A 17,786-nucleotide genomic window follows, 5' to 3' on the forward strand; every position below is an offset into this window, starting at 1 on the left:
CCTTCACGCCCGCCACCGCGCTCGATCGCGACCCCGCCGTCCGCGACCAGCAGCGCGCGCTGTTCTTCGCGAAGCGCGACGCCGCCGCCGCGGAGCGCCGCGCCGCTGGGCTTGAGCGCCAGGCGCGGGCGATGACCCGCGCCGCCGAGCGAGCGCGCACCGAACAGGCCGCCGCCGCCGCCGCGATCCAGGCTGCCGAGGCGCGGATCGCCGCCGCACAGGCACAGGTCGGTATCGTCGATCGGTTGCGCGCCCGGCAACGCGCGCGGCTGGCTGAGCGGCAGGGGCCGATCATCCGGCTGACCGCCGCGCTCCAGACGATGACCCGCCGCCCCGCCGCGCTGGCGCTGGTCCAGCCCGGTTCGGTCGATGACATGGTCCATGTCCGCGCGCTGTTGGGATCGACCCTGCCCGAGATCCGCGCCCGCACCGCCGGCCTGCGCGCCGAGGTGGCGCGTGGCGACGCGCTGCGGCGTCAGGCCGGCATGGCGGTCGCCGATCTGCGCCGCGAGCAGAAGCAGCTCGAGATCAGCCGGCTGGCGCTGGTCCGGCTCGAAGCCGATCAGCGCCGCCGATCGCAGGGGCTGGTCGACGATGCGATGGCCGAGCAGGACCGGATGATCGCGATGGGGGAAAAGGCGCGCGACATCGCCCAGCTGATCGAGGATCTCGGCAGCCAGGCCGATGTCCGCACCCGGCTGGCGAGTCTCGATGGTCCGCGTCTGCGCCCCACCATTCCCGGCCGCGCCGCGCCGCCGCCGCCCGAAATGATGCGCCTCGCTGCCGAGGCGAACGCGCCGCCGCCCTATCGGCTGCCGGTGCTCGGCAAGCTCGTCACCGGCATGGGCGAGCTTTCCGATTCGGGGGTCCGTGCGCGCGGCATCACCCTGGCGACCGCGCGCGCCGCGCAGCTCGTCGCCCCCGCCGGCGGCCGCATCGCCTATGCCGGCCCCTTTCGCAGCTATCCGGGGATCATCATCATCGATCATGACAATGGCTGGGCGACGCTGATCACCGGGCTGCGCCGGCCCCGCGTGAAGGTCGGCCAGGAGGTGATTCAGGGCAGCCCGATCGGCACCGCCGACGGCGCCGCCCCGCGTATCACCGTCGAACTGCGCCACAACAGCCAGCCGGTCGACATATTGCCGATATTGGGTCGGGGTTAGCCGGAAGGCTTATTGACCCTCATATCTTTGATAACCATGTTCATGCAGGATTGCAGGATGCGAGTCTGCTTTGCCGCGCCGCGAAAAGCCTGTACGATATGCCGTTTCCTCTGGGGATTGAGCCACTGATGAAGACGAAAACCCTGTTGCGTTCGGTTGGACTTTTCGGCGCAGGCGCGCTGGCCGCCACTCTCACCCCCGCGATCAGCGCGGTCGACATGAGCACCTATAAGGAGCTCGACCAGTTCATGAGCGTGTTCGAGCGCGTTCGCGCCGACTATGTCGACAAGGTCGACGACCGCACGCTGATGAAGGGCGCGATCGACGGCATGCTCGCCAGCCTCGATCCGCACAGCGCCTATCTCGACGCGCGCGACCGGCAGAATATGCGGACGCAGACGCAGGGCTCCTATGGCGGCCTTGGTCTCTCGGTCACGATGGAGGACGGCGCGGTCAAGATCATGACCGCGCAGGAAGACACCCCGGCGCAGAAGGCGGGGCTCAAGACCGGCGACTATATCACCCATCTCGATGGCAAGCTGCTCTACGGCGGCACGCTCGACGAGGCGGTCGACCAGATGCGCGGCAAGCCGGGGTCGAAGATCGCGATCACCGTCGTCCGCCCCGGCCGCGACAAGCCGTTCGACGTGTCGCTGACCCGCGAGCTGATCCAGCTCAAGCCGGTCAAGTGGGAGGTCAAGGATCAGGTCGGCATCATCAACATCAACACCTTCGTCAACGCGAACACCGGGGATTCGGTGCGCGCGGCGATCGCGGGGATCCAGAAGTCGCTCGGTCGCGATCCGCTCGGATACGTGATCGATCTGCGCTCGAACCCCGGCGGCCTGCTCGATCAGGCGATCGAGGTGTCGGACATCTTCCTCGATCGCGGCGAGATCGTCTCGCAGCGCGGCCGCGAGAAGAACGATATCGAGCGCCGCTATGCGACGTCGGGCGATCTGGCGCATGGCCTGCCGATCATCGTGCTGGTCGACGCCGGCTCGGCTTCTGCGGCGGAGATCGTCGCGGGCGCGCTGCAGGATCAGAAGCGCGCGCTGGTGATGGGTGAGAAGAGCTTCGGCAAGGGCTCGGTCCAGACCGTGCTCGAACTGTCCGACGAGACCGCGCTCAAGCTGACCACCGCGCGATATTATACCCCGTCGGGCCGTTCGGTGCAGGAAGGCGGGATCACCCCCGACCTGCTCGTGCCGCAGATCAGCGACGCCGATTACAAGAGCCGCCCGCGCCTGCGCGAGGCCGATCTGCGCCGCCACCTGATCAACGAGGCGAAGATCGACGACAAGGTGCTCGAGGATGACGGCAAGACCGATCCGCGCTTCATCCTGACCGCCGATGCGCTCAAGAAGCAGGGCGTCGACGATTTCCAGCTCGACTATGCGGTCAAGACGCTGTCCCGCATGGCCCAGCCCGCGCTGCGCACCGCGCTTGCGGGCGCGAAGCACGGGGCGCGTTGATTTCGGTTCAGCATAGCTGAAACGGGCGGTGCCCGCCCGCTCCCCCACCCGGCCTCCACACGGTAAACTGATTGGGAGGCCGGGTGGGGGAGCGGGCCGGCGCCGCCTATCCGCGTGAGCGGATCACAAACTACCCAGCCGTTTTTATCTCGTGGAAGGTTCAGGCCTGCTTGCGGCCGAAGCCGGCGGCGGCCGCCACCGGGCGGCGCATCGCGGTGACGGCGCTGCTCTTCAGCTCGCGTTCGAACTGGGCCAGCGTCTCGATCAGCAACGGGCGCAGCTGGAGGATTTCGACGTCGAGCGACTCGGGTGCACTATGCTCCTCGACGCAGCGGCGCGCGCTATGTTCGATATGTTCGGCGAGTTTGCCGAGCGCCTCGCCGCCGAACTGGAGCGAATCGCCCTTCAGCGTGTGCGCGGGGCGCACCATCGATACCGCATCGCGCAGTTTGTAGGCCTGTTCGACCGCGACGACATTCTTCGCGGCGTCATCGCGATAATAGCCCAATATGGTGGCGAAATCATTGCCGATCAGTTCGCGCGTCTGGCCGAACGTCGTCCAGTTCACCACGCCGTTGCCCGTCTGACCCATAGCTCTTCCCTGCACGCCACCTCGGCCTTCAGCCACGACCATAGGGCAGGGTCGTAAATGATGCGTTACCGCGACGGATCCGAAACGATCAGGGATTCCCCTTAGTCGTGAGACCTAAGTCTAAGCCGCGACGATCCAGGCGGCATCCTCGTCCGCGGGCGTCACCGACCAACCCTGCGCCTTGGCGAGCGCCGCGATCTCGCCCGGAGCGATCGGATCGTCGGCCAGGATCAGAACCGGTCCGCCACCCTCGCGCATCGCCCGCGCCAGCCGCAGCGCCGGCCAGGGACAGCGCATGCCTCGTGCGTCGATGCGCTGGGTCATAGCGGCGCGGTCTGCCTCCAATACATCAATCGAAGGGGTTTTTGGGCGCGCGCAGGGTCAGCCGCACCGGCACCGCGCCGAAGCCCAGGTCGCGCTTGATGCCGTTGACCAGATAGCGCCGGTAGCTTTCGGGCAGCTGATCGACCCGCGTGCCGAATAGGATGAAGCCCGGCGGGCGGGTCTTGGCCTGTGTCATGTAGCGCAGCTTGATTCGCCGGCCGCCGGGCGCGGGCGGCGGATTGGCCTCGATCGCCTTTTCGAACCAGCGGTTGAGGATGCCGGTCGATACCCGCTTCGACCAGGAGTCGCGCGTCTCGTGCGCCACCTGGAGCAGCTGATCGATGCCGCGTCCGGTTTCGCCCGATACGGTGATTAGCGGCAGGCCCTTCGCCTGCGCCAGCCCTTCGTCGAGCGCGGTGCGGATGCCCTGGAACAGCGAGGGCGGATTGGCGGCGACGTCCCATTTGCTCAGCGCGATGATCAGCGCGCGGCCTTCCTGCAGCACCTTGTCGGCGATGCGCAGGTCCTGCGCCTCCAGCCCGAGCGTCGCATCGAGCAGCAGCACGACCACCTCGGCGAAGTCGACCGCGTGAAGGCCGTCGGCGACCGACAATTTCTCCAGCTTGTCCTGCACCTTGGCGCGCTTGCGCATGCCCGCGGTGTCGATCAGCCGAATCGGGCGGACGGTGCCGTCGGGCGCCTTCCAGTCCCAGTCGATCGCGATCGAATCGCGGGTGATGCCCGCCTCGGGTCCGGTGATCATCCGCTGCTCGCCGAGGATCTTGTTGATCAGCGTCGACTTGCCGGCATTGGGACGGCCGACGATGGCGAGCTTGAGCGGCCCGCCTTCTTCGTCTTCTTCCTCTTCCTCGATCGTCACGCCGAACTCGTCGACCGGCTTGTCGATGAACGGCAACAGCGCGCTGAACAGGTCGGCGATCCCCTCGCCATGTTCGGCCGACAGCGGCACCGGTTCGCCCAGCCCAAGGTTGAACGCTTCGTAGACCCCATGGTCCGCGGCCTTGCCCTCCGCCTTGTTCGCGACGACGATTACCGGCGTATTCTCGCCGCGCAGCCACAGGCCGATCTCCGAATCGAGCGGCATCAGCCCGGCGCGCGCGTCGATCATGAACAAGGCGACATCGGCGCCTTCGACCGCGGCCTGGGTCTGCGCGCGCATCCGGCCGGGCAGGGTCTGGGGGTCGTCGGTCTCGAAACCGGCGGTATCGATGATCTTGAAATCGACGCCGAGCAGGTTGGCGTCGCCCTCGCGCCGGTCACGCGTCACGCCGGGCCGGTCGTCGACGAGCGCCAGCTTCTTGCCCACCAGACGGTTGAACAGCGTCGACTTGCCGACGTTCGGACGGCCGACGATCGCGACCACAGGTAATCTCTTCATAGGGGCCCTTTACAAGGGCCCGGTCTTTTTTGTTAGCCCTCAAACGCCGGGCGGCGGGCATCCGCCCGCCTTGGCTTCGCGCCAATAAGGCGCGGCGGCCGTTCGGCCTGGCGGTATACTGGCGTATACCGACGCTGAAGTCACCGTCGGAGCCTGCCAAGGTTCCGCAAGCGCGAACGCGCGCCCGAGCTTATGCGAGGAAGCCAAGCAGGGCGGAGGATCGTAGGCGGTCAGCAGGCTGCCGGGGGCAGTCTGCCGCCGGAGATCGGCTTGCAAAGCAATCCGTGGGCGCCCGGCGTATGAGGGCGCCGCGCAGCGGCTACCTATACGCTACAAGCCTACCGTTATCCGTCAGCACCAGCAGCGTGTTATCCGCCACCACCGGCGGCTGATAGACCGTCGAACCCAGCTTGATGCCCTGACCCATCCGGCCGTCCTCGACCGCGACGTTGAGCAGACCGCCATCGGTGCTGGTCAGGATCAGCCGCCCGCCGGCGAGCACCGGGCCCGCCCAGCCGATCGGCTTGGTCTTCTTCTTGTCGTTCTTGAAGGCGGGGAGCTGGGTCATCCAGCGCACCTTGCCGCTGTTGCGCGCGATGCACAGCAGCCTGGCGTCGTCGGTCACGACGAACAGCCATTCGCCCGCGATCCACGGCGTCTTGGTGCCGGCGACGTTGAGCTCCCACAGCCGCTGGCCGGTGAGGATGTCCATCGCCACCATGCGTCCGCCCTGGCCGACGGCATAGACGCGGCCCTGGTCGATCACTGGCGACGCGTCGATGTCGACGAGGCTGGCGACCGAAGTCGTGATGCTGGTGCGCGACAGCGAGTCCTGCCACACGGCCCGGCCATTTTCATAGCGATAGGCGGTCAGTTCGCCCGATGAGAAACCCGCGACGACAGTGCCCTGGCCGATCGCCGGAGCGGCCGCGCCGAACACTGCGGCATTTTCCAGGCTGCCGCTGGCATTCCACAGCATTTCGCCGTTGCTGTCCTTGAGCGCGAAGAGCTGGTTGTCCTGGCTCATCACATAGACGTTGCCGCCGCCGACCGACGGTGCGCCGCGCAGCGGCCCGCCCGGCCGCACCTTCCACAGCTGGTTGCCGGTGCCGGCGTCGAACGCCGCGGCGTCGCCAATGCCGTTGGTCGCGTAGAGCTTGCCCTCGTCATAGCTGACGCCGCCGCCGAACAGCGACGCCTTGTTGTCGTCGCGAACGCCGACCGCACGGGTCCAGAGCGCCGCGCCGCTCTTCAGGTCGAAGGCGTGGATCACCGCATTGACGTCGAGCACATAGACCCGGCCACCGCCCACCACTGGGCCCGCGCCAAGCCGCGCCTTGCTGCTCGATCCGGGGATCTTGCGGTCCCAGGCGACGCCGAGCGCCTGGCCCAGCGCGACATGACCGAGCGACTTGGCGGCGTTGCCGCCGGGCTGCGGCCATTCGGGATTGACCTGCTCGGTCGGCGGAACCACCGGGACGCCCTCGAGCGTGGGATCGATCTCCGCGCCCGATTCGGCGGTGAGGACCGAGACGCGCTGGCCCAGCACCGGGGTCTTGGGCTTCTTGCTGTCGCCGCCGCCGAAGAGTCCGCAGCCGCTGAGCGTGGTCGTCAGCAGCATGGCCGCGGCCAGGGCGATAAGCTTACGGTTCATGCAATCAATCCTTGTCGGCGGAGCCGGAGCCGACATCGGCGCCCAGGCTGGAGGCGAGCCGCCCGGCGCGGGCGCGCAGGGAGGCCGGACTATTCTTGTCGCGAGCGACGGCGGCGAGCAGGCGGCCCGCCTCGGCGGTACGGTTGGTCTGGATCAGCGCGATCGCGGTGAGCTCGCCGGCGGTGCCGAAATAGGCGCCGCCTTCGACCGCGAGCGGCTTCAGCCGGTCGATCACCCGCTGCGGCGGCAGGCTGTCATATTCGATCAGCGTCTGCCGGATCAGCGCGAGCTCGCGGAACGGCTGGGCAACCTTCTCGTCGGCGGCAAGGCCGGCATACAGCGCCGTGGCGGCCTTCGCATCGCCATTCTGAACGGCGAGCGCGGCCTTGGTGAAGCGCGCGGTGGCATTATAGCCCTTGCCGCCTTCGGCGATCAGCGTGTCGATCTTCTTACCGGCCTCGGTCTTGCGCCCGGCCTGGATGTCGGCGATCGCTGCGCTCATCTGCTCGCTGTGCGCTTCGGCCTTCTTGGCGGTCTGCGCGCGCCAGAACAGGAAGGCCGCGAAGGCCGCCAGCGACAGCGCGACGAGGATCAGCGCTAGCCGGCCATAACGCTTCCAGATCGTCTGCATCTGCTCGCGGCGCAGCTCGTCGTCGACTTCGCGCAGAAAGGCTTCTTCGGTGGGCGGCGTCGAGGCCAAGCATCATCTCCAGTACCAGGAAGATGCCCTCTTAGCGGGCGTCGGCGCGCGGTGCCATAGTCAATAGATATGGGGAATGAACAGGGATCCGTCGCCCCGGCGGAGGCCGGGGCCGCCCAAGGCGGGAACGTGACGTCGCCCCAAGAGCATGGCGGCCCCGGCCTCCGCCGGGGCGACGCGATCACCCCTTCGGCTGATAGGTCTGCTCGATCGTCGGAAAGGCGCGCGATCGGACGTCGGCGGCATATTGCCCGACCGCGCTATCGATCTGCTCGGCAAGCTCGGCATATTTCTTCACGAAGCGCGGCACCCGGTCGAACATGCCGAGCATGTCGTCGATCACCAGCACCTGGCCGTCGCACTCCTTCGATCCGCCGATGCCGATCGTCGGGATGTCGATCGCCCGGGTCATCTCGATCGCCAGCGGCTCGATTACGCCTTCGACAACCAGCGCGAAGGCGCCGGCCCCCGCGATCGCCTTGGCGTCGCCGATCAGCTTGGCATATTCCTCCTGGCTGCGTCCGCGCGCGCCATAGCCGCCCAGCGCGTTGACCGCCTGCGGGGTGAGCCCGACATGGCCGACCACCGGAATGCCGCGCGCCGCCAGAAAGGCGACCGTCTCGGCCATCGCCTCGCCACCTTCGAGCTTCACCGCCGCCGCCCCGGTTTCCTTCATGATTCGCGCGGCGGACCGAAAGGCCTGTTGCGGGCTTTCCTCATAGGATCCGAACGGCATATCGATGACGACGAGGCTGTGATAGCTGCCGCGCACCACCGCCGCGCCATGCGCGATCATCATGTCGAGACTGACCGGCACGCTCGACGGCAGGCCGTACAGCACCTGGCCGAGGCTGTCGCCGACCAGCAGCATGTCGCAATGCGGGTCGAGGATCTGCGCCATGCGGATCGTATAGGCGGTGAGGACCACGATCGGGTCCTTGCCCTTGGCGTTGCGGATCGCGGGCACGGTAAGCCGCTTCATCGGCGCGGGAGTCGGATTTGCGCGGCTGGTCGCGGTGTCGATCTGGAAAGTGGACATATTTGTTGCCCTCAAGCGCCGGCGGTCACATCCGTGACCTTGGCTATCCTCGCATAAGCTCGGGCGGCCGTTCGGCCTTGCGGAGCCCTAGCAGGCTCCAAGGATAAGCTCGGCGTCGGGACATGTATATGTCCCGCAAGGATCGTAGCCGGTCCGCGGACTGCCGGGGGCAGTCCGTAGGCGGAGATCGGCTCGCGAAGCGAGCCGTGGCGGCCGCCGCGCCTTATTGGCGCGAAGCCAAGGCCAGCGGATGCTGGCCGCCCGGCGTTTGAGGGCACCAACAAAAGGCCCTCACATCATGCCCAGCGCGGCCATGTAGGTTTCGAGGACCATCGCCTCTTCCTCATGCTCGCCCTTCTTCTTCTTGCGGATGGCGATCAGCTTGCGGACGATCTTGGTGTCGTAGCCGCGGCCCTTCATCTCGGACATCACTTCCTTGATGTCGTCGGCGATGCCCTTCTTCTCTTCCTCGAGCCGTTCGACCCGCTCGACAAACAGGCGCAGCTCCTGCGCCGCGATGCTGCCCTTGTCTTCGGTCGTGTCGGCTTCGGCCATGATTCGCATACCTCGTCAGAATCTCGTGAAGGCGCAGGCTGTAGAGCCAGCCGGGCGGGCGCTCAACGGGAATCGGCGATGCGTCGAACAATGACATTGCGGCGACGATTTTGGCCCGTCAGGGCGGATCCCTACTTGCGCTCACGCCCGTTGCTTTTACGAAAGGCCGCTTCCTCCGACCCGTCGAGAGAACAGGCACCCATCATGGACAATCCGATCAGCCCCCGCCTGCGCAAGGTACGCGTGCTCGCGACACTGGGACCCGCGAGCGCCTCGCCGGCGATGATCGCGAAGCTGTTCCGCGCCGGCGCGGACGCCTTCCGCATCAATATGAGCCACGGCGCGCATGAGGATAAGGTGCCGATCATCCAGGCGATCCGCGCGATGGAAAAGGAGTTCGGCCGCGCGACGACGATCCTGTTCGATCTGCAGGGCCCCAAGCTGCGCGTCGGCAAATTCGCCGATGGCACGGCCGAGCTGCCGACCGGCGGCGCCTTCATCCTCGACCGCGATCCCACGCCGGGCACCGCGAGGCGGGTCGAACTGCCGCATAAGGAGATATTCGAGGCGCTGGAGCCCGGCGCGCGGCTGCTGCTCGACGACGGCAAGCTGGTGCTGCGGGTCCGGTCGGTCCGCGCCGACCGTATCGAGACGCTGATCGAGGTCGGCGGCGCGCTGTCGAACAGCAAGGGGCTTAACGTCCCTGACGTGATCGTCCCGATGGCGGCGCTGACCGTGAAGGACCGCCGCGACCTGACCTTCGCCTGTGAACATGGCGCGGACTGGATCGCGCTGAGCTTCGTCCAGCGGCCCGAGGATGTCGCCGAGGCGCGCCAGCTGATCGGCGGCAAGGCGGCGCTGCTCGCCAAGATCGAAAAACCACAGGCGGTCCAGCGGCTGGAAGAAATATTGGAGCTGGCCGATGCGGTGATGGTCGCGCGCGGCGATCTCGGCGTCGAGCTGCCCCCCGAACAGGTGCCGCCGATGCAGAAGCGCATCGTCGAGACCGCGCGGCGGATGGGCCGGCCGGTGGTGGTCGCGACCCAGATGCTCGAATCGATGATCCAGTCGCCCAGCCCCACCCGCGCCGAAGTGTCCGACGTCGCCACCGCCATCTATGACGGCGCCGATGCGGTGATGCTGTCGGCCGAATCGGCGAGCGGGCAATGGCCCGAGGAAGCCGTCGCGATGATGAACGCGATCGCGATGTCGGTGGAAAGCGACCCGGGCTATGCCGCGCGGCTCCACTTCACCGAAACGCACCCCGACGCGACTACCGCCGACGCACTGGCCGAGGCCGCCGCGCAGGTTGCCGACACCGTCTCGGCCAGCCTGATCATCTGCTTCACCCTGTCGGGATCGACCGCGCGCCGCATCGCGCGCGAGCGCCCCTCGGTGCCGCTGATGGTGCTGACCCCCAAACTCGCCACCGCGCGGCGCACCGGCCTGCTCTGGGGCGCGCATGCGGTCCGCACCCGCGACGTCGCGAGCTTCGAGGAAATGGTCGCCAAGGCCCGTCGCATGGCGCTGCGCCACGGCCTCGCCAAGGCCGGCGACCGCGTCGTCATCGTCGCAGGCGTTCCCTTCGGCACGCCCGGATCGACCAATGTCATCCATGTCGTCCGGCTGACCGGCGACGAGCTGAAGGGCTATGGCGCTTAAGGCTTAAGGCTCGCGACCGTGGTCGCGACATCAAGCGACAGCCCTGCCCTGATTCGTCATTCCCGCGAAAGCTGGAATCTCCGGATGGTCGCGATGTCGAGAGCGGCTTTGCTCCGCCCTTGCCGGACGAGATTCCAGCTTCCGCTGGAATGACGATCAACAGTCTGACGGACGGGCCTATTCGTTATCGCTCGTCCGGGGCGTCCGCTTGCCCGAGCTGACCACGTGGATGTTCGATGCGGTGTCCGACGGATCGCGCCCGAACAGGTCGAGCAGGTCGGGCGGCAATGTCCCCTGGCTGGTCTGCTGGACGAGGAACTTCTGCACCTGTTCGGCGACCCGCGCGCGGTCCTGGCGGGCGCCTTCGAGCGCGCCCTGGACGATGGCATGCTCGCCGCGCAGCCGGTCATGGGCCTCGGTCAGCTGGCGCAGGGTCTCGCCGCTCTGCGCGCGCTCGGCGGCGTGCTCGGATTCGAGCTTGGTTAGCCGGTCCTTCAATTCGGAATTGCGCTCGGTGAACAGCTGGATCTCGCCGTGGCGCTTGTCGAGCGTCGCCATCAGCTGGTCGCTGCGTTCGACCGCGATCGAGCGCGCATTGCCCGCCGCCTGCGCATCGGCGCGGATCTGAAGCAGTTCGCTTTCGAGGACGCGGACGCGTTCCTCCTGACGCTCGGCATTGACGCGGCTCTCGACCAGGTCGCGCTGGGTGGCGCGGCCGGTGGTGTTCGCTTCCTGCAATTGCAGGAGAAGCTGGGTATTCTCGCTTTCTAGCCGGGTGGCGCGCGAGGTGGCGGTTTCGGCGCGCATCTCGGCGGCCTCGATCTGGGCGCGGGCGGCGAGCGTCGCCGCTTCCGAAGCCTGCGTGATGCGCCGCGTCTCGGCCTGCTCGTGCGACAGCTGGGTCTCCAGCAGCTGGACCTTCTTCTGCTGCCCGCTCAGCGTTTCTTCAAGGTCGGCCGCGGTGCGCGCCAACCGGCCGATCTCGCTGGTCTGATTGTCGCCATGGCGGCGCAGCGCGCTGCAATCGGCCTCGGCCAGCGCAAGCGCCTGACCGGATTCCTGCAGCCTGACCTCCTGGCCGCGATATTTCTCCTCGAACTCGCCCAGCTGCCGGCGCTGAGAAGCATTGTCGGATTCGAGCCAGGCGACATGCTGCCTGGTGCGGTCCGCCACCGCCACCGCTTCGGCCAGCTCGTCGCCGACCCGCCGCACTTCCTTGCCCAGCCGGAGGATCTCGGCCTGGCGCTGCTGCGCCTCGGACTCGGCATAATGGAGCTCGCCCTTGACCTGATCGAGCTCACGCTGCGCCGCCGACAGTTCGAACTGGATCTCGTTGGACTGTTCGAGCTTCTGGGACAGCTGCTCACGGGTCTGGGTATAGGCCTTGGCGAGCGAGATGAACTCGGCGCGCTCGCGGCTATGTTCGGCGAACTCGCTGTAGAGGTCGCTCTTCTTGGCGCGCAGTTCGGTCTCCAGCCCTGGATCTGGACCAGCGAAGCCGACAGATCGTCGAGGAAGGAGCTGATCGCCTCCTGCCGCGATCCCAGTTCGATCTCGCTATGATAGGCGTTGGCGTCGCCGCCGAGGGGATCGCCCGCTTCGGTCGAATATTTCTTCTTCAGGCGATCAAACAGAATCATGGCAACGTCCCCCCGCAAAACCCCATAGTCACGATCACTAAAATCGGTTCGGGGTCAAATAGAATACGACGCCATTTCGGTAGTCCAACGAATCCCGCAACGGGTCATAAGGGCTTTGGGCAGCGGGCTTACAGCAGTCCCAGCGCGCGCAGCTCCGCATCGAGCGGCGCCGCGCCGCGGAAAATGTGCCCCCTTATCCCGATCGCCTCGGCGGCGCGGATATTTTCGTCGCGGTCGTCGATGAAGATCGCCTCGGGACCATCGAGGCCGAAACGATCGAGCGCGAGGGCGTAGATCGCCGGATCGGGCTTCACCAGCCGCTCCTCGCCCGACACGACGATATCGGCGAACAGGTCGAAGATCGCCGTCTCGCGCATTCGGAAGGGCGGCCAGAATTCATGGCTGAAATTGGTGATCGCATAGAGCGGGACGCCGCGCGCATGCAGGGCGCGGACCAATTCGCCCATGCCGGGCAGCAGCCCGGTGACGGTGTCGGAGAAACGCGGCCCGAAGGCGGCGATCGCGTCGGCGAAGCGCGGCCAGGCGGCGGTCAGTTCGGCGCTGGTCTCGGCGAACGGGCGGCCGGCGTCGTGCTGGCCGTGCCAGTCGAGCGTGACGACCTCGCGCAGAAACAGTTCAAGCTCGTGGTCGCCCACGAGCTTTTCAAAGAACTGCCGGAGATTCCAGTCATAGAGCACATTGCCGACATCGAAGATGACGGCCCGCGTGCGACGGCCACCCGAAGGCGGTATGATCAGCCCTGACGCGCCTTGAAGCGGCGGTTGGTCTTGTTGATCACATAGGTGCGGCCACGACGACGGATCACGCGGTTGTCGCGATGACGGTCCTTCAGGGACTTGAGCGAGTTGCGGATCTTCATGGCTGAACGCGCCTGCTTTCTAAGCTTGTAAGTTGAAAAACGAAGCGGTCCCCTATGTGGAAGGCCGCAATGAGTCAACCCATACCCACCTCAATTCGTCATGCCAGCGCAGGCTGGCATTCATGTCTGTTGCCCTTTACCGCCGCCGTCTGGGGTGACGGGATAAGGATTCGGACCGTTCATTGCCTATGCATCAGAATCATTGCACCCCAAATCATAACTGATGCGTTTCGATGCGGTGCATCGCCCGGAAGGATGAGAATATGATCGGCAAGCCCTTGATTTTCAAAGCCCTTCTGCTCGGCACCGCGCTGGCCCTCGCGGGCTGCGCGACGCAGTCGCCCGAAACCCGCGTAACCCGCTTCCATCTCGGCCAGCCGATAGCCCCCGGACAGGTCACGGTCGAGCCGCGCGATCCGAATATGGCGAAGGATCTGGAGTTTCAGAGCTATGCGCGGATCATCCGCGGCGAACTCGACCGGATCGGTTTCGGCATCGCCCCCGATCTCGCCAAGTCCGAACTGGTGGCGGTGACGGATGTCAGCCGGTCGTGGCGTCCGACTGGCCAGGCGCGCGGCTCGTCGATGTCGATCGGGCTGGGCGGCGGCAGCGGTGGTGGCTGGGGCGGCGGCACCAGCGTCGGCCTCGGCGGATCGGTGAGCTTCCCGATCGGCAAGGCGAAGCAGCGCATGGACGTGCTGACCCAGCTGTCGGTCCAGCTCAAGCGCCGTTCCGAAGGCACGGTGATCTGGGAAGGCCGCGCCGAATCGGTTGCGCGCGATGGAACCCCGCAGGCGAGCCCCGAGGCCGCCGTCTCGCGCCTCGCCGCCGCGCTGTTCGAGGGCTTTCCCGGCCGGTCGGGCGAGACTATCACGGTCAAATGACCGACCAGTTCCAGAACCAGCCCAAGATCAGCATCACCAGCGCGTTCGACAGCGGCAACATCGCCGTCACCGCCCAGAGCGATGCCGCCTTCGACCTCGCCATCGTCAAGGATCATCAGTCCGATTTCTACCAATGGTTCCACTTCCGCCTGACCGGCGCGAAGGGGACGCCGGTGAGGCTGCGCATCGCCAATGCCGGCGGCTCGGCCTATCCCGAAGGCTGGAAGGACTATCAGGCCTGCGCCTCGGCCGACCGGGCGGACTGGTTCCGCCTTCCCACCAGCTATGGCGACGGCACGCTGACGATCGCCTTCACCCCCGAGCATGACAGCTTGTGGATCGCCTATTTCGCGCCTTACTCGATGGAGCGGCATCACGACCTCGTCGGCCGCATCGCCGCCGCGCCCGGCGTCATCCATGAGCGGCTCGGCAGCACCCTCGACGGGCAGGACCTCGACCTGCTGACGATCGGCGAGGGGCCGAAGCAGGTCTGGCTCTACGCGCGCCAGCATCCCGGCGAGTCGATGGCCGAGTGGTGGATGGAAGGCGCGCTCGAATGCCTGGTCGATTCGCATGACCCGGTCGCGCGCAGCCTGCGCCAGCGCGCCACCTTTCACATTGTCCCCAACATGAACCCCGACGGATCGCGCCGCGGTCATCTGCGCACTAACGCCGCCGGGGTGAACCTCAACCGCGAATGGCATGGGCCGACCGCGGAGAAGAGCCCCGAAGTGCTCCACGTCCTCGCGCGCATGGATCAGACTGGCATCGACTTCGCGATGGACGTCCATGGCGACGAGGCGATCCCCTATGTATTCATCGCCGGCTTCGAGGGGATCCCGAACTGGACCGACGAACAGGGCCAGCTCTATCACCGCTTCCGCGACACGCTCGCGCGGCGGACCCCCGATTTCCAGACGAAATATGGCTATCCGGTCGCGGGCAAGGGCAAGGCCAATCTGTCGATGTCGACCAACCAGCTCGCCAACCGCTTCGGCTGCGTGGCGATGACGCTGGAGATGCCGTTCAAGGACAATAAGGACCTGCCCGATGCACGGCGCGGCTGGTCCCCCGAACGCTCGAAGAAGCTCGGCGCGGACTGCCTCGGCGCGCTGCACGAGATGCTGGACGAATTGCCGGAGAGGGCTTCCTAGAACCTCGTCGTCGCCCGGGGGAGGCCGGGGCCGCCCCGTTCTGCGCGATAAGCTCGGGGCAAAAGCCGCTGACGGCCCCGGCCTCCGCCGGGGCGACGTAACCTGATCAAACTTAACTCTTCGCCTGTACCATCGTCACCGTCACCGCATCGATCGGGCTGTCGAAGCGGCACCCCGCCTCGCGGCCATTGGCCCAGACGATATGCGCGTCGACCAGCCCCTTGCCGGGCAAGGCGAGCTGGATCGAGGTTTCGGGCGAAAGGTCCTGATAGATCATCAGCCGCGCGCCGCCGCTGGAGATATCGATGATCCGGCAGGGCGAGCGCGCCGTGCCCTGACGGCCGCGCAGGTCGGTGTCGAACGCGCTGCCGACGCGCGGCGCGGCCCTGCGGCTTTTGCCGTCACGCACAAGGACTTCGGACGAATACATACGCAATTCTCCCGGACGGATCGCACTGCCCCCCGGCAATGGCTGTCGCAAACGACCGCATCCTACGGGATATTACTTAGTCCGATCGCACTGGATCGGCAACGGCCATTCGGTCCATCCGCCGCCGATCCTCGCCTGCCGCCGCAATTGTTACGCGTCCAGCTCGATGTCCCAATAGAGCCAGTCGCGCCAGCTCTGGTGGAGGTAATGCGGCGGGAAGCTGCGGCCATTCTCCTGGAGCTGCCAGCTGGTCGGACGGATCGGCGGCTCGAACAGGCGCATGCCGGCCTGGCGCGGGGTGCGCCCGCCCTTGCGCAAATTGCACGGCGCGCAGGCGGTCGAGACATTCTCCCAGGTCGTGCGCCCGCCCTGCGCGCGGGGGATGACATGGTCGAAGGTCAGGTCCGCCGGCGATCCGCAATATTGGCAGGAGAAGCGATCACGCAGGAACAGGTTGAAGCGGGTGAAGGCGGGATGCTCCGACTGCTTCACATATTGGCGCAGCGCGATGACCGAGGGCAGCCGCATCGTGAAGCTCGGGCTATGCACCTCGCGGTCATATTCGGAAACGATGTCGACCCGTTCCAAAAAAACCGCCTTGATAGCGGTCTGCCAGTTCCACAGCGACAAGGGGTAATAGCTCAGCGGCGTGTAATCGGCGTTGAGCACCAGCGCCGGGCAACTGTCCGGATGTCGCATGAGATCGGAGTGGTACATGGACGAACCAGGGCCTCCCGCACGAGATGCAGAGCCCACCCGGTTCCTGCCTGGCCTTCCGTTCGCACACCGGAACGCCTATGGCCGAACCGGCCGCGCCCTCGTGGCCACTCTTTCGCCTGAAAGCGTGACATGGGCATGACAGCATTTCCACAGACTCCTCGTCAAGAGTCCGAATGCCCGAAAGCGTAATTTCCCGATTCGCGCCGAGCCCGACCGGGCGCCTCCATCTCGGCCACGCCGCGTCGGCGCTGCGCGCGCATGATTTCGTCCGGGCGCGCGGCGGGCGCTTTCTGCTGCGGATCGAGGATATCGACCCGGTCCGCTGCCGCCCCGAGCATGTCGCGGGGATCATCGAGGATCTGCGCTGGCTGGGGATCGGCTGGGACGAGGAGCCGGTTTTCCAGTCGCACCGCCTGCCGCTGTACGCCGCGGCGCTCGACCGGCTCAGTGCGGCGGGGCTGGCCTATCCCTGTTTCTGCACCCGCGCGCGAATCGCCGCCGAGATCGCAGCGAGCGCCGCCGCGCCGCATGGCCCCGATGGCCCGCTCTATCCCGGGACATGCCGCGCGCTGACCGGGGCCGAACGCGCGGCGCGGATCGCGGCGGGGGAGGCGCACGCCTGGCGGCTCGATGTCGCGAAGGCGGCCGCGGTCGCCGGTCCGCTCCACTGGCGCGACGCGACGGCGGGCGAAATCGCCGCGACCCCCGAAATCCACGGCGACATCGTCCTCGCCCGCAAGGACGCGCCGACCAGCTACCACCTTGCCGTGACCGTCGACGACGCCGCGCAGGCGATCAGCGACGTGGTGCGCGGCGAAGACCTGTTCGCCGCCACCCATGTCCACCGCTTGCTCCAGGCGCTGCTCGGCCTGCCGACGCCCGCCTATCACCACCACGCGCTTCTCACCGACGCGAACGGCGAACGCCTCGCCAAACGCGCCGGATCGCCGACCCTCGCGTCGATGCGGGACGACGGTATGGATTCGGAGAAGCTGGTGGCGAGGTTGCGAACCCAAATCGTCATGCCAGCGCAGGCTGGCATCTCGGGCGCCAGGGACGGAGCATAGGTCGCGAGCCTCTCGCGAAAACCCACCCTCGGCTGGGGTGACGTACAAAATTAAACGCGCTAAACTCGTCCCATGACCGGCAACACATTCTTCTTCATCCTGATCCTCGCCGCCATGGTCGCGACCGTCGTCGCGCTGGTGCGGGGGATTATCGCCTTCCTGCGCACGACCGAGGCCGACCTGAAGGGCGGCGGGGTCAGCCAGTCGGGGCTCAAGCAGAACAAGATGATGCGGATGCGCATCGCCTTTCAGGCGCTCGCGGTGATCCTCGTCATCATCCTGCTGATGATGAGCCGCGGAAGCTAGATTTGATCCGCTCACGCGGATAGTCGGTACCGGCCCGCTCCCCCGCCCAACCTCCCGATATATTACGCTGGATCGGGAGGGTGGGCGGGGGCGCGGGCCGGTACCGCCGTTTCAGCTTCGCTGAAACCGCTCAAGGAGC

Annotated in this window: 20 protein-coding genes; 8 read left to right on the top strand and 12 right to left on the bottom strand. The window is 66.8% G+C overall.

The window, feature by feature from the left end; genetic code table 11:
- Both WP12_RS14880 and WP12_RS14885 read left to right on the top strand, forming a co-directional pair.
- On the top strand, window positions 1-1,166 hold a 1,166-nt coding region (locus tag WP12_RS14880; RefSeq protein WP_046194469.1), incomplete at its 5' end, for a murein hydrolase activator EnvC family protein.
- A gap of 128 nt (window positions 1,167-1,294) precedes the next feature.
- Window positions 1,295-2,641: a S41 family peptidase gene (locus WP12_RS14885; protein ID WP_046194470.1), complete on the top strand. Its 1,347-nt coding sequence runs from the start codon at window positions 1,295-1,297 to the stop codon at window positions 2,639-2,641.
- A 160-nt stretch (window positions 2,642-2,801) separates the two neighbouring features.
- Here the strand turns inward: WP12_RS14885 and WP12_RS14890 are convergent, their stop codons facing one another.
- The 7 genes from WP12_RS14890 to WP12_RS14920 all read right to left on the bottom strand — a co-directional run bounded on the left by WP12_RS14890 (window position 2,802) and on the right by WP12_RS14920 (window position 8,904).
- On the bottom strand, window positions 2,802-3,233 hold the full coding sequence (locus WP12_RS14890) for an Hpt domain-containing protein (RefSeq protein ID WP_046194471.1): 432 nt from the start codon (window positions 3,231-3,233) through the stop codon (window positions 2,802-2,804).
- Between the two features lie 120 nt (window positions 3,234-3,353).
- Window positions 3,354-3,557 (bottom strand): sulfurtransferase TusA family protein, encoded by a 204-nt coding sequence (locus tag WP12_RS14895; RefSeq protein WP_046194472.1) that lies wholly within the window; start codon window positions 3,555-3,557, stop codon window positions 3,354-3,356.
- Between the two features lie 25 nt (window positions 3,558-3,582).
- A complete protein-coding gene (gene der, locus WP12_RS14900; protein WP_046194473.1) occupies window positions 3,583-4,956 on the bottom strand; it encodes a ribosome biogenesis GTPase Der in 1,374 nt (457 codons plus the stop codon).
- Window positions 4,957-5,275: 319 nt separating this feature from the next.
- Window positions 5,276-6,610, bottom strand: coding sequence for a PQQ-like beta-propeller repeat protein (locus tag WP12_RS14905; protein WP_046194474.1), 1,335 nt, complete (start codon window positions 6,608-6,610; stop codon window positions 5,276-5,278).
- A 4-nt stretch (window positions 6,611-6,614) separates the two neighbouring features.
- Entirely contained in the window at window positions 6,615-7,310 is a 696-nt protein-coding gene (locus WP12_RS14910; RefSeq protein WP_046194475.1) for a tetratricopeptide repeat protein, read from the bottom strand.
- A gap of 181 nt (window positions 7,311-7,491) precedes the next feature.
- A complete protein-coding gene (gene panB, locus WP12_RS14915; protein WP_046194476.1) occupies window positions 7,492-8,349 on the bottom strand; it encodes a 3-methyl-2-oxobutanoate hydroxymethyltransferase in 858 nt (285 codons plus the stop codon).
- A gap of 291 nt (window positions 8,350-8,640) precedes the next feature.
- Window positions 8,641-8,904 carry a DUF2312 domain-containing protein gene (locus WP12_RS14920; protein ID WP_046194477.1) on the bottom strand — a complete coding sequence of 88 codons (264 nt, stop codon included), beginning with the start codon at window positions 8,902-8,904 and terminating at the stop codon, window positions 8,641-8,643.
- A 204-nt stretch (window positions 8,905-9,108) separates the two neighbouring features.
- On the opposite strand from WP12_RS14920, the gene pyk reads away from it, so the two are divergent.
- The gene (gene pyk, locus WP12_RS14925) at window positions 9,109-10,566 is read left to right on the top strand and encodes a pyruvate kinase (RefSeq protein ID WP_046194478.1); all 1,458 of its coding nucleotides are present in this window, start codon (window positions 9,109-9,111) and stop codon (window positions 10,564-10,566) included.
- Between the two features lie 177 nt (window positions 10,567-10,743).
- Here the strand turns inward: pyk and WP12_RS14930 are convergent, their stop codons facing one another.
- Window positions 10,744-11,739, bottom strand: a complete 996-nt coding sequence (locus tag WP12_RS14930) for a hypothetical protein (protein WP_046194479.1) — start codon at window positions 11,737-11,739, stop codon at window positions 10,744-10,746.
- Here WP12_RS14930 and WP12_RS26485 point away from each other — a divergent pair.
- The gene (locus WP12_RS26485) at window positions 11,716-12,129 is read left to right on the top strand and encodes a hypothetical protein (RefSeq protein WP_046194480.1); all 414 of its coding nucleotides are present in this window, start codon (window positions 11,716-11,718) and stop codon (window positions 12,127-12,129) included. The two genes, WP12_RS14930 and WP12_RS26485, sit on opposite strands and share 24 nt — an antisense overlap.
- 205 nt (window positions 12,130-12,334) lie before the next feature.
- Here the strand turns inward: WP12_RS26485 and WP12_RS14940 are convergent, their stop codons facing one another.
- Together WP12_RS14940 and ykgO are read right to left on the bottom strand one after the other, a co-directional pair.
- Window positions 12,335-12,958, bottom strand: a complete 624-nt coding sequence (locus tag WP12_RS14940) for an HAD family hydrolase (protein WP_327196229.1) — start codon at window positions 12,956-12,958, stop codon at window positions 12,335-12,337.
- A gap of 2 nt (window positions 12,959-12,960) precedes the next feature.
- Window positions 12,961-13,086, bottom strand: a complete 126-nt coding sequence (gene ykgO, locus WP12_RS14945) for a type B 50S ribosomal protein L36 (protein WP_003046794.1) — start codon at window positions 13,084-13,086, stop codon at window positions 12,961-12,963.
- A 263-nt stretch (window positions 13,087-13,349) separates the two neighbouring features.
- Here ykgO and WP12_RS14950 point away from each other — a divergent pair, with 263 nt between their 5' ends.
- A complete protein-coding gene (locus WP12_RS14950; protein ID WP_052730405.1) occupies window positions 13,350-13,970 on the top strand; it encodes a DUF4136 domain-containing protein in 621 nt (206 codons plus the stop codon).
- Entirely contained in the window at window positions 13,967-15,124 is a 1,158-nt protein-coding gene (locus WP12_RS14955; RefSeq protein WP_046194482.1) for a M14 family metallopeptidase, read from the top strand. Before WP12_RS14950 ends, WP12_RS14955 begins: the two co-directional genes overlap by 4 nt.
- 112 nt (window positions 15,125-15,236) lie before the next feature.
- On the opposite strand, the gene WP12_RS14960 is transcribed toward WP12_RS14955, so the two are convergent.
- Both WP12_RS14960 and WP12_RS14965 read right to left on the bottom strand, forming a co-directional pair.
- A complete protein-coding gene (locus WP12_RS14960) occupies window positions 15,237-15,554 on the bottom strand; it encodes a PilZ domain-containing protein (protein WP_046194487.1) in 318 nt (105 codons plus the stop codon).
- 150 nt (window positions 15,555-15,704) lie between these two features.
- Window positions 15,705-16,271 (bottom strand): HNH endonuclease, encoded by a 567-nt coding sequence (locus tag WP12_RS14965; RefSeq protein WP_046194483.1) that lies wholly within the window; start codon window positions 16,269-16,271, stop codon window positions 15,705-15,707.
- 176 nt (window positions 16,272-16,447) lie between these two features.
- Between WP12_RS14965 and gluQRS the strand changes: the two genes are divergently transcribed.
- Together gluQRS and WP12_RS14975 are read left to right on the top strand one after the other, a co-directional pair.
- Window positions 16,448-17,341, top strand: coding sequence for a tRNA glutamyl-Q(34) synthetase GluQRS (gluQRS, locus tag WP12_RS14970; protein ID WP_046194484.1), 894 nt, complete (start codon window positions 16,448-16,450; stop codon window positions 17,339-17,341).
- A 72-nt stretch (window positions 17,342-17,413) separates the two neighbouring features.
- Entirely contained in the window at window positions 17,414-17,647 is a 234-nt protein-coding gene (locus WP12_RS14975) for a twin transmembrane helix small protein (RefSeq protein WP_046194485.1), read from the top strand.
- The last annotated feature ends 139 nt before the right edge of the window (window positions 17,648-17,786 follow it).

The sequence above is a fragment of the Sphingomonas sp. SRS2 genome (assembly GCF_000971055.1).
Classification (GTDB): domain Bacteria; phylum Pseudomonadota; class Alphaproteobacteria; order Sphingomonadales; family Sphingomonadaceae; genus Rhizorhabdus.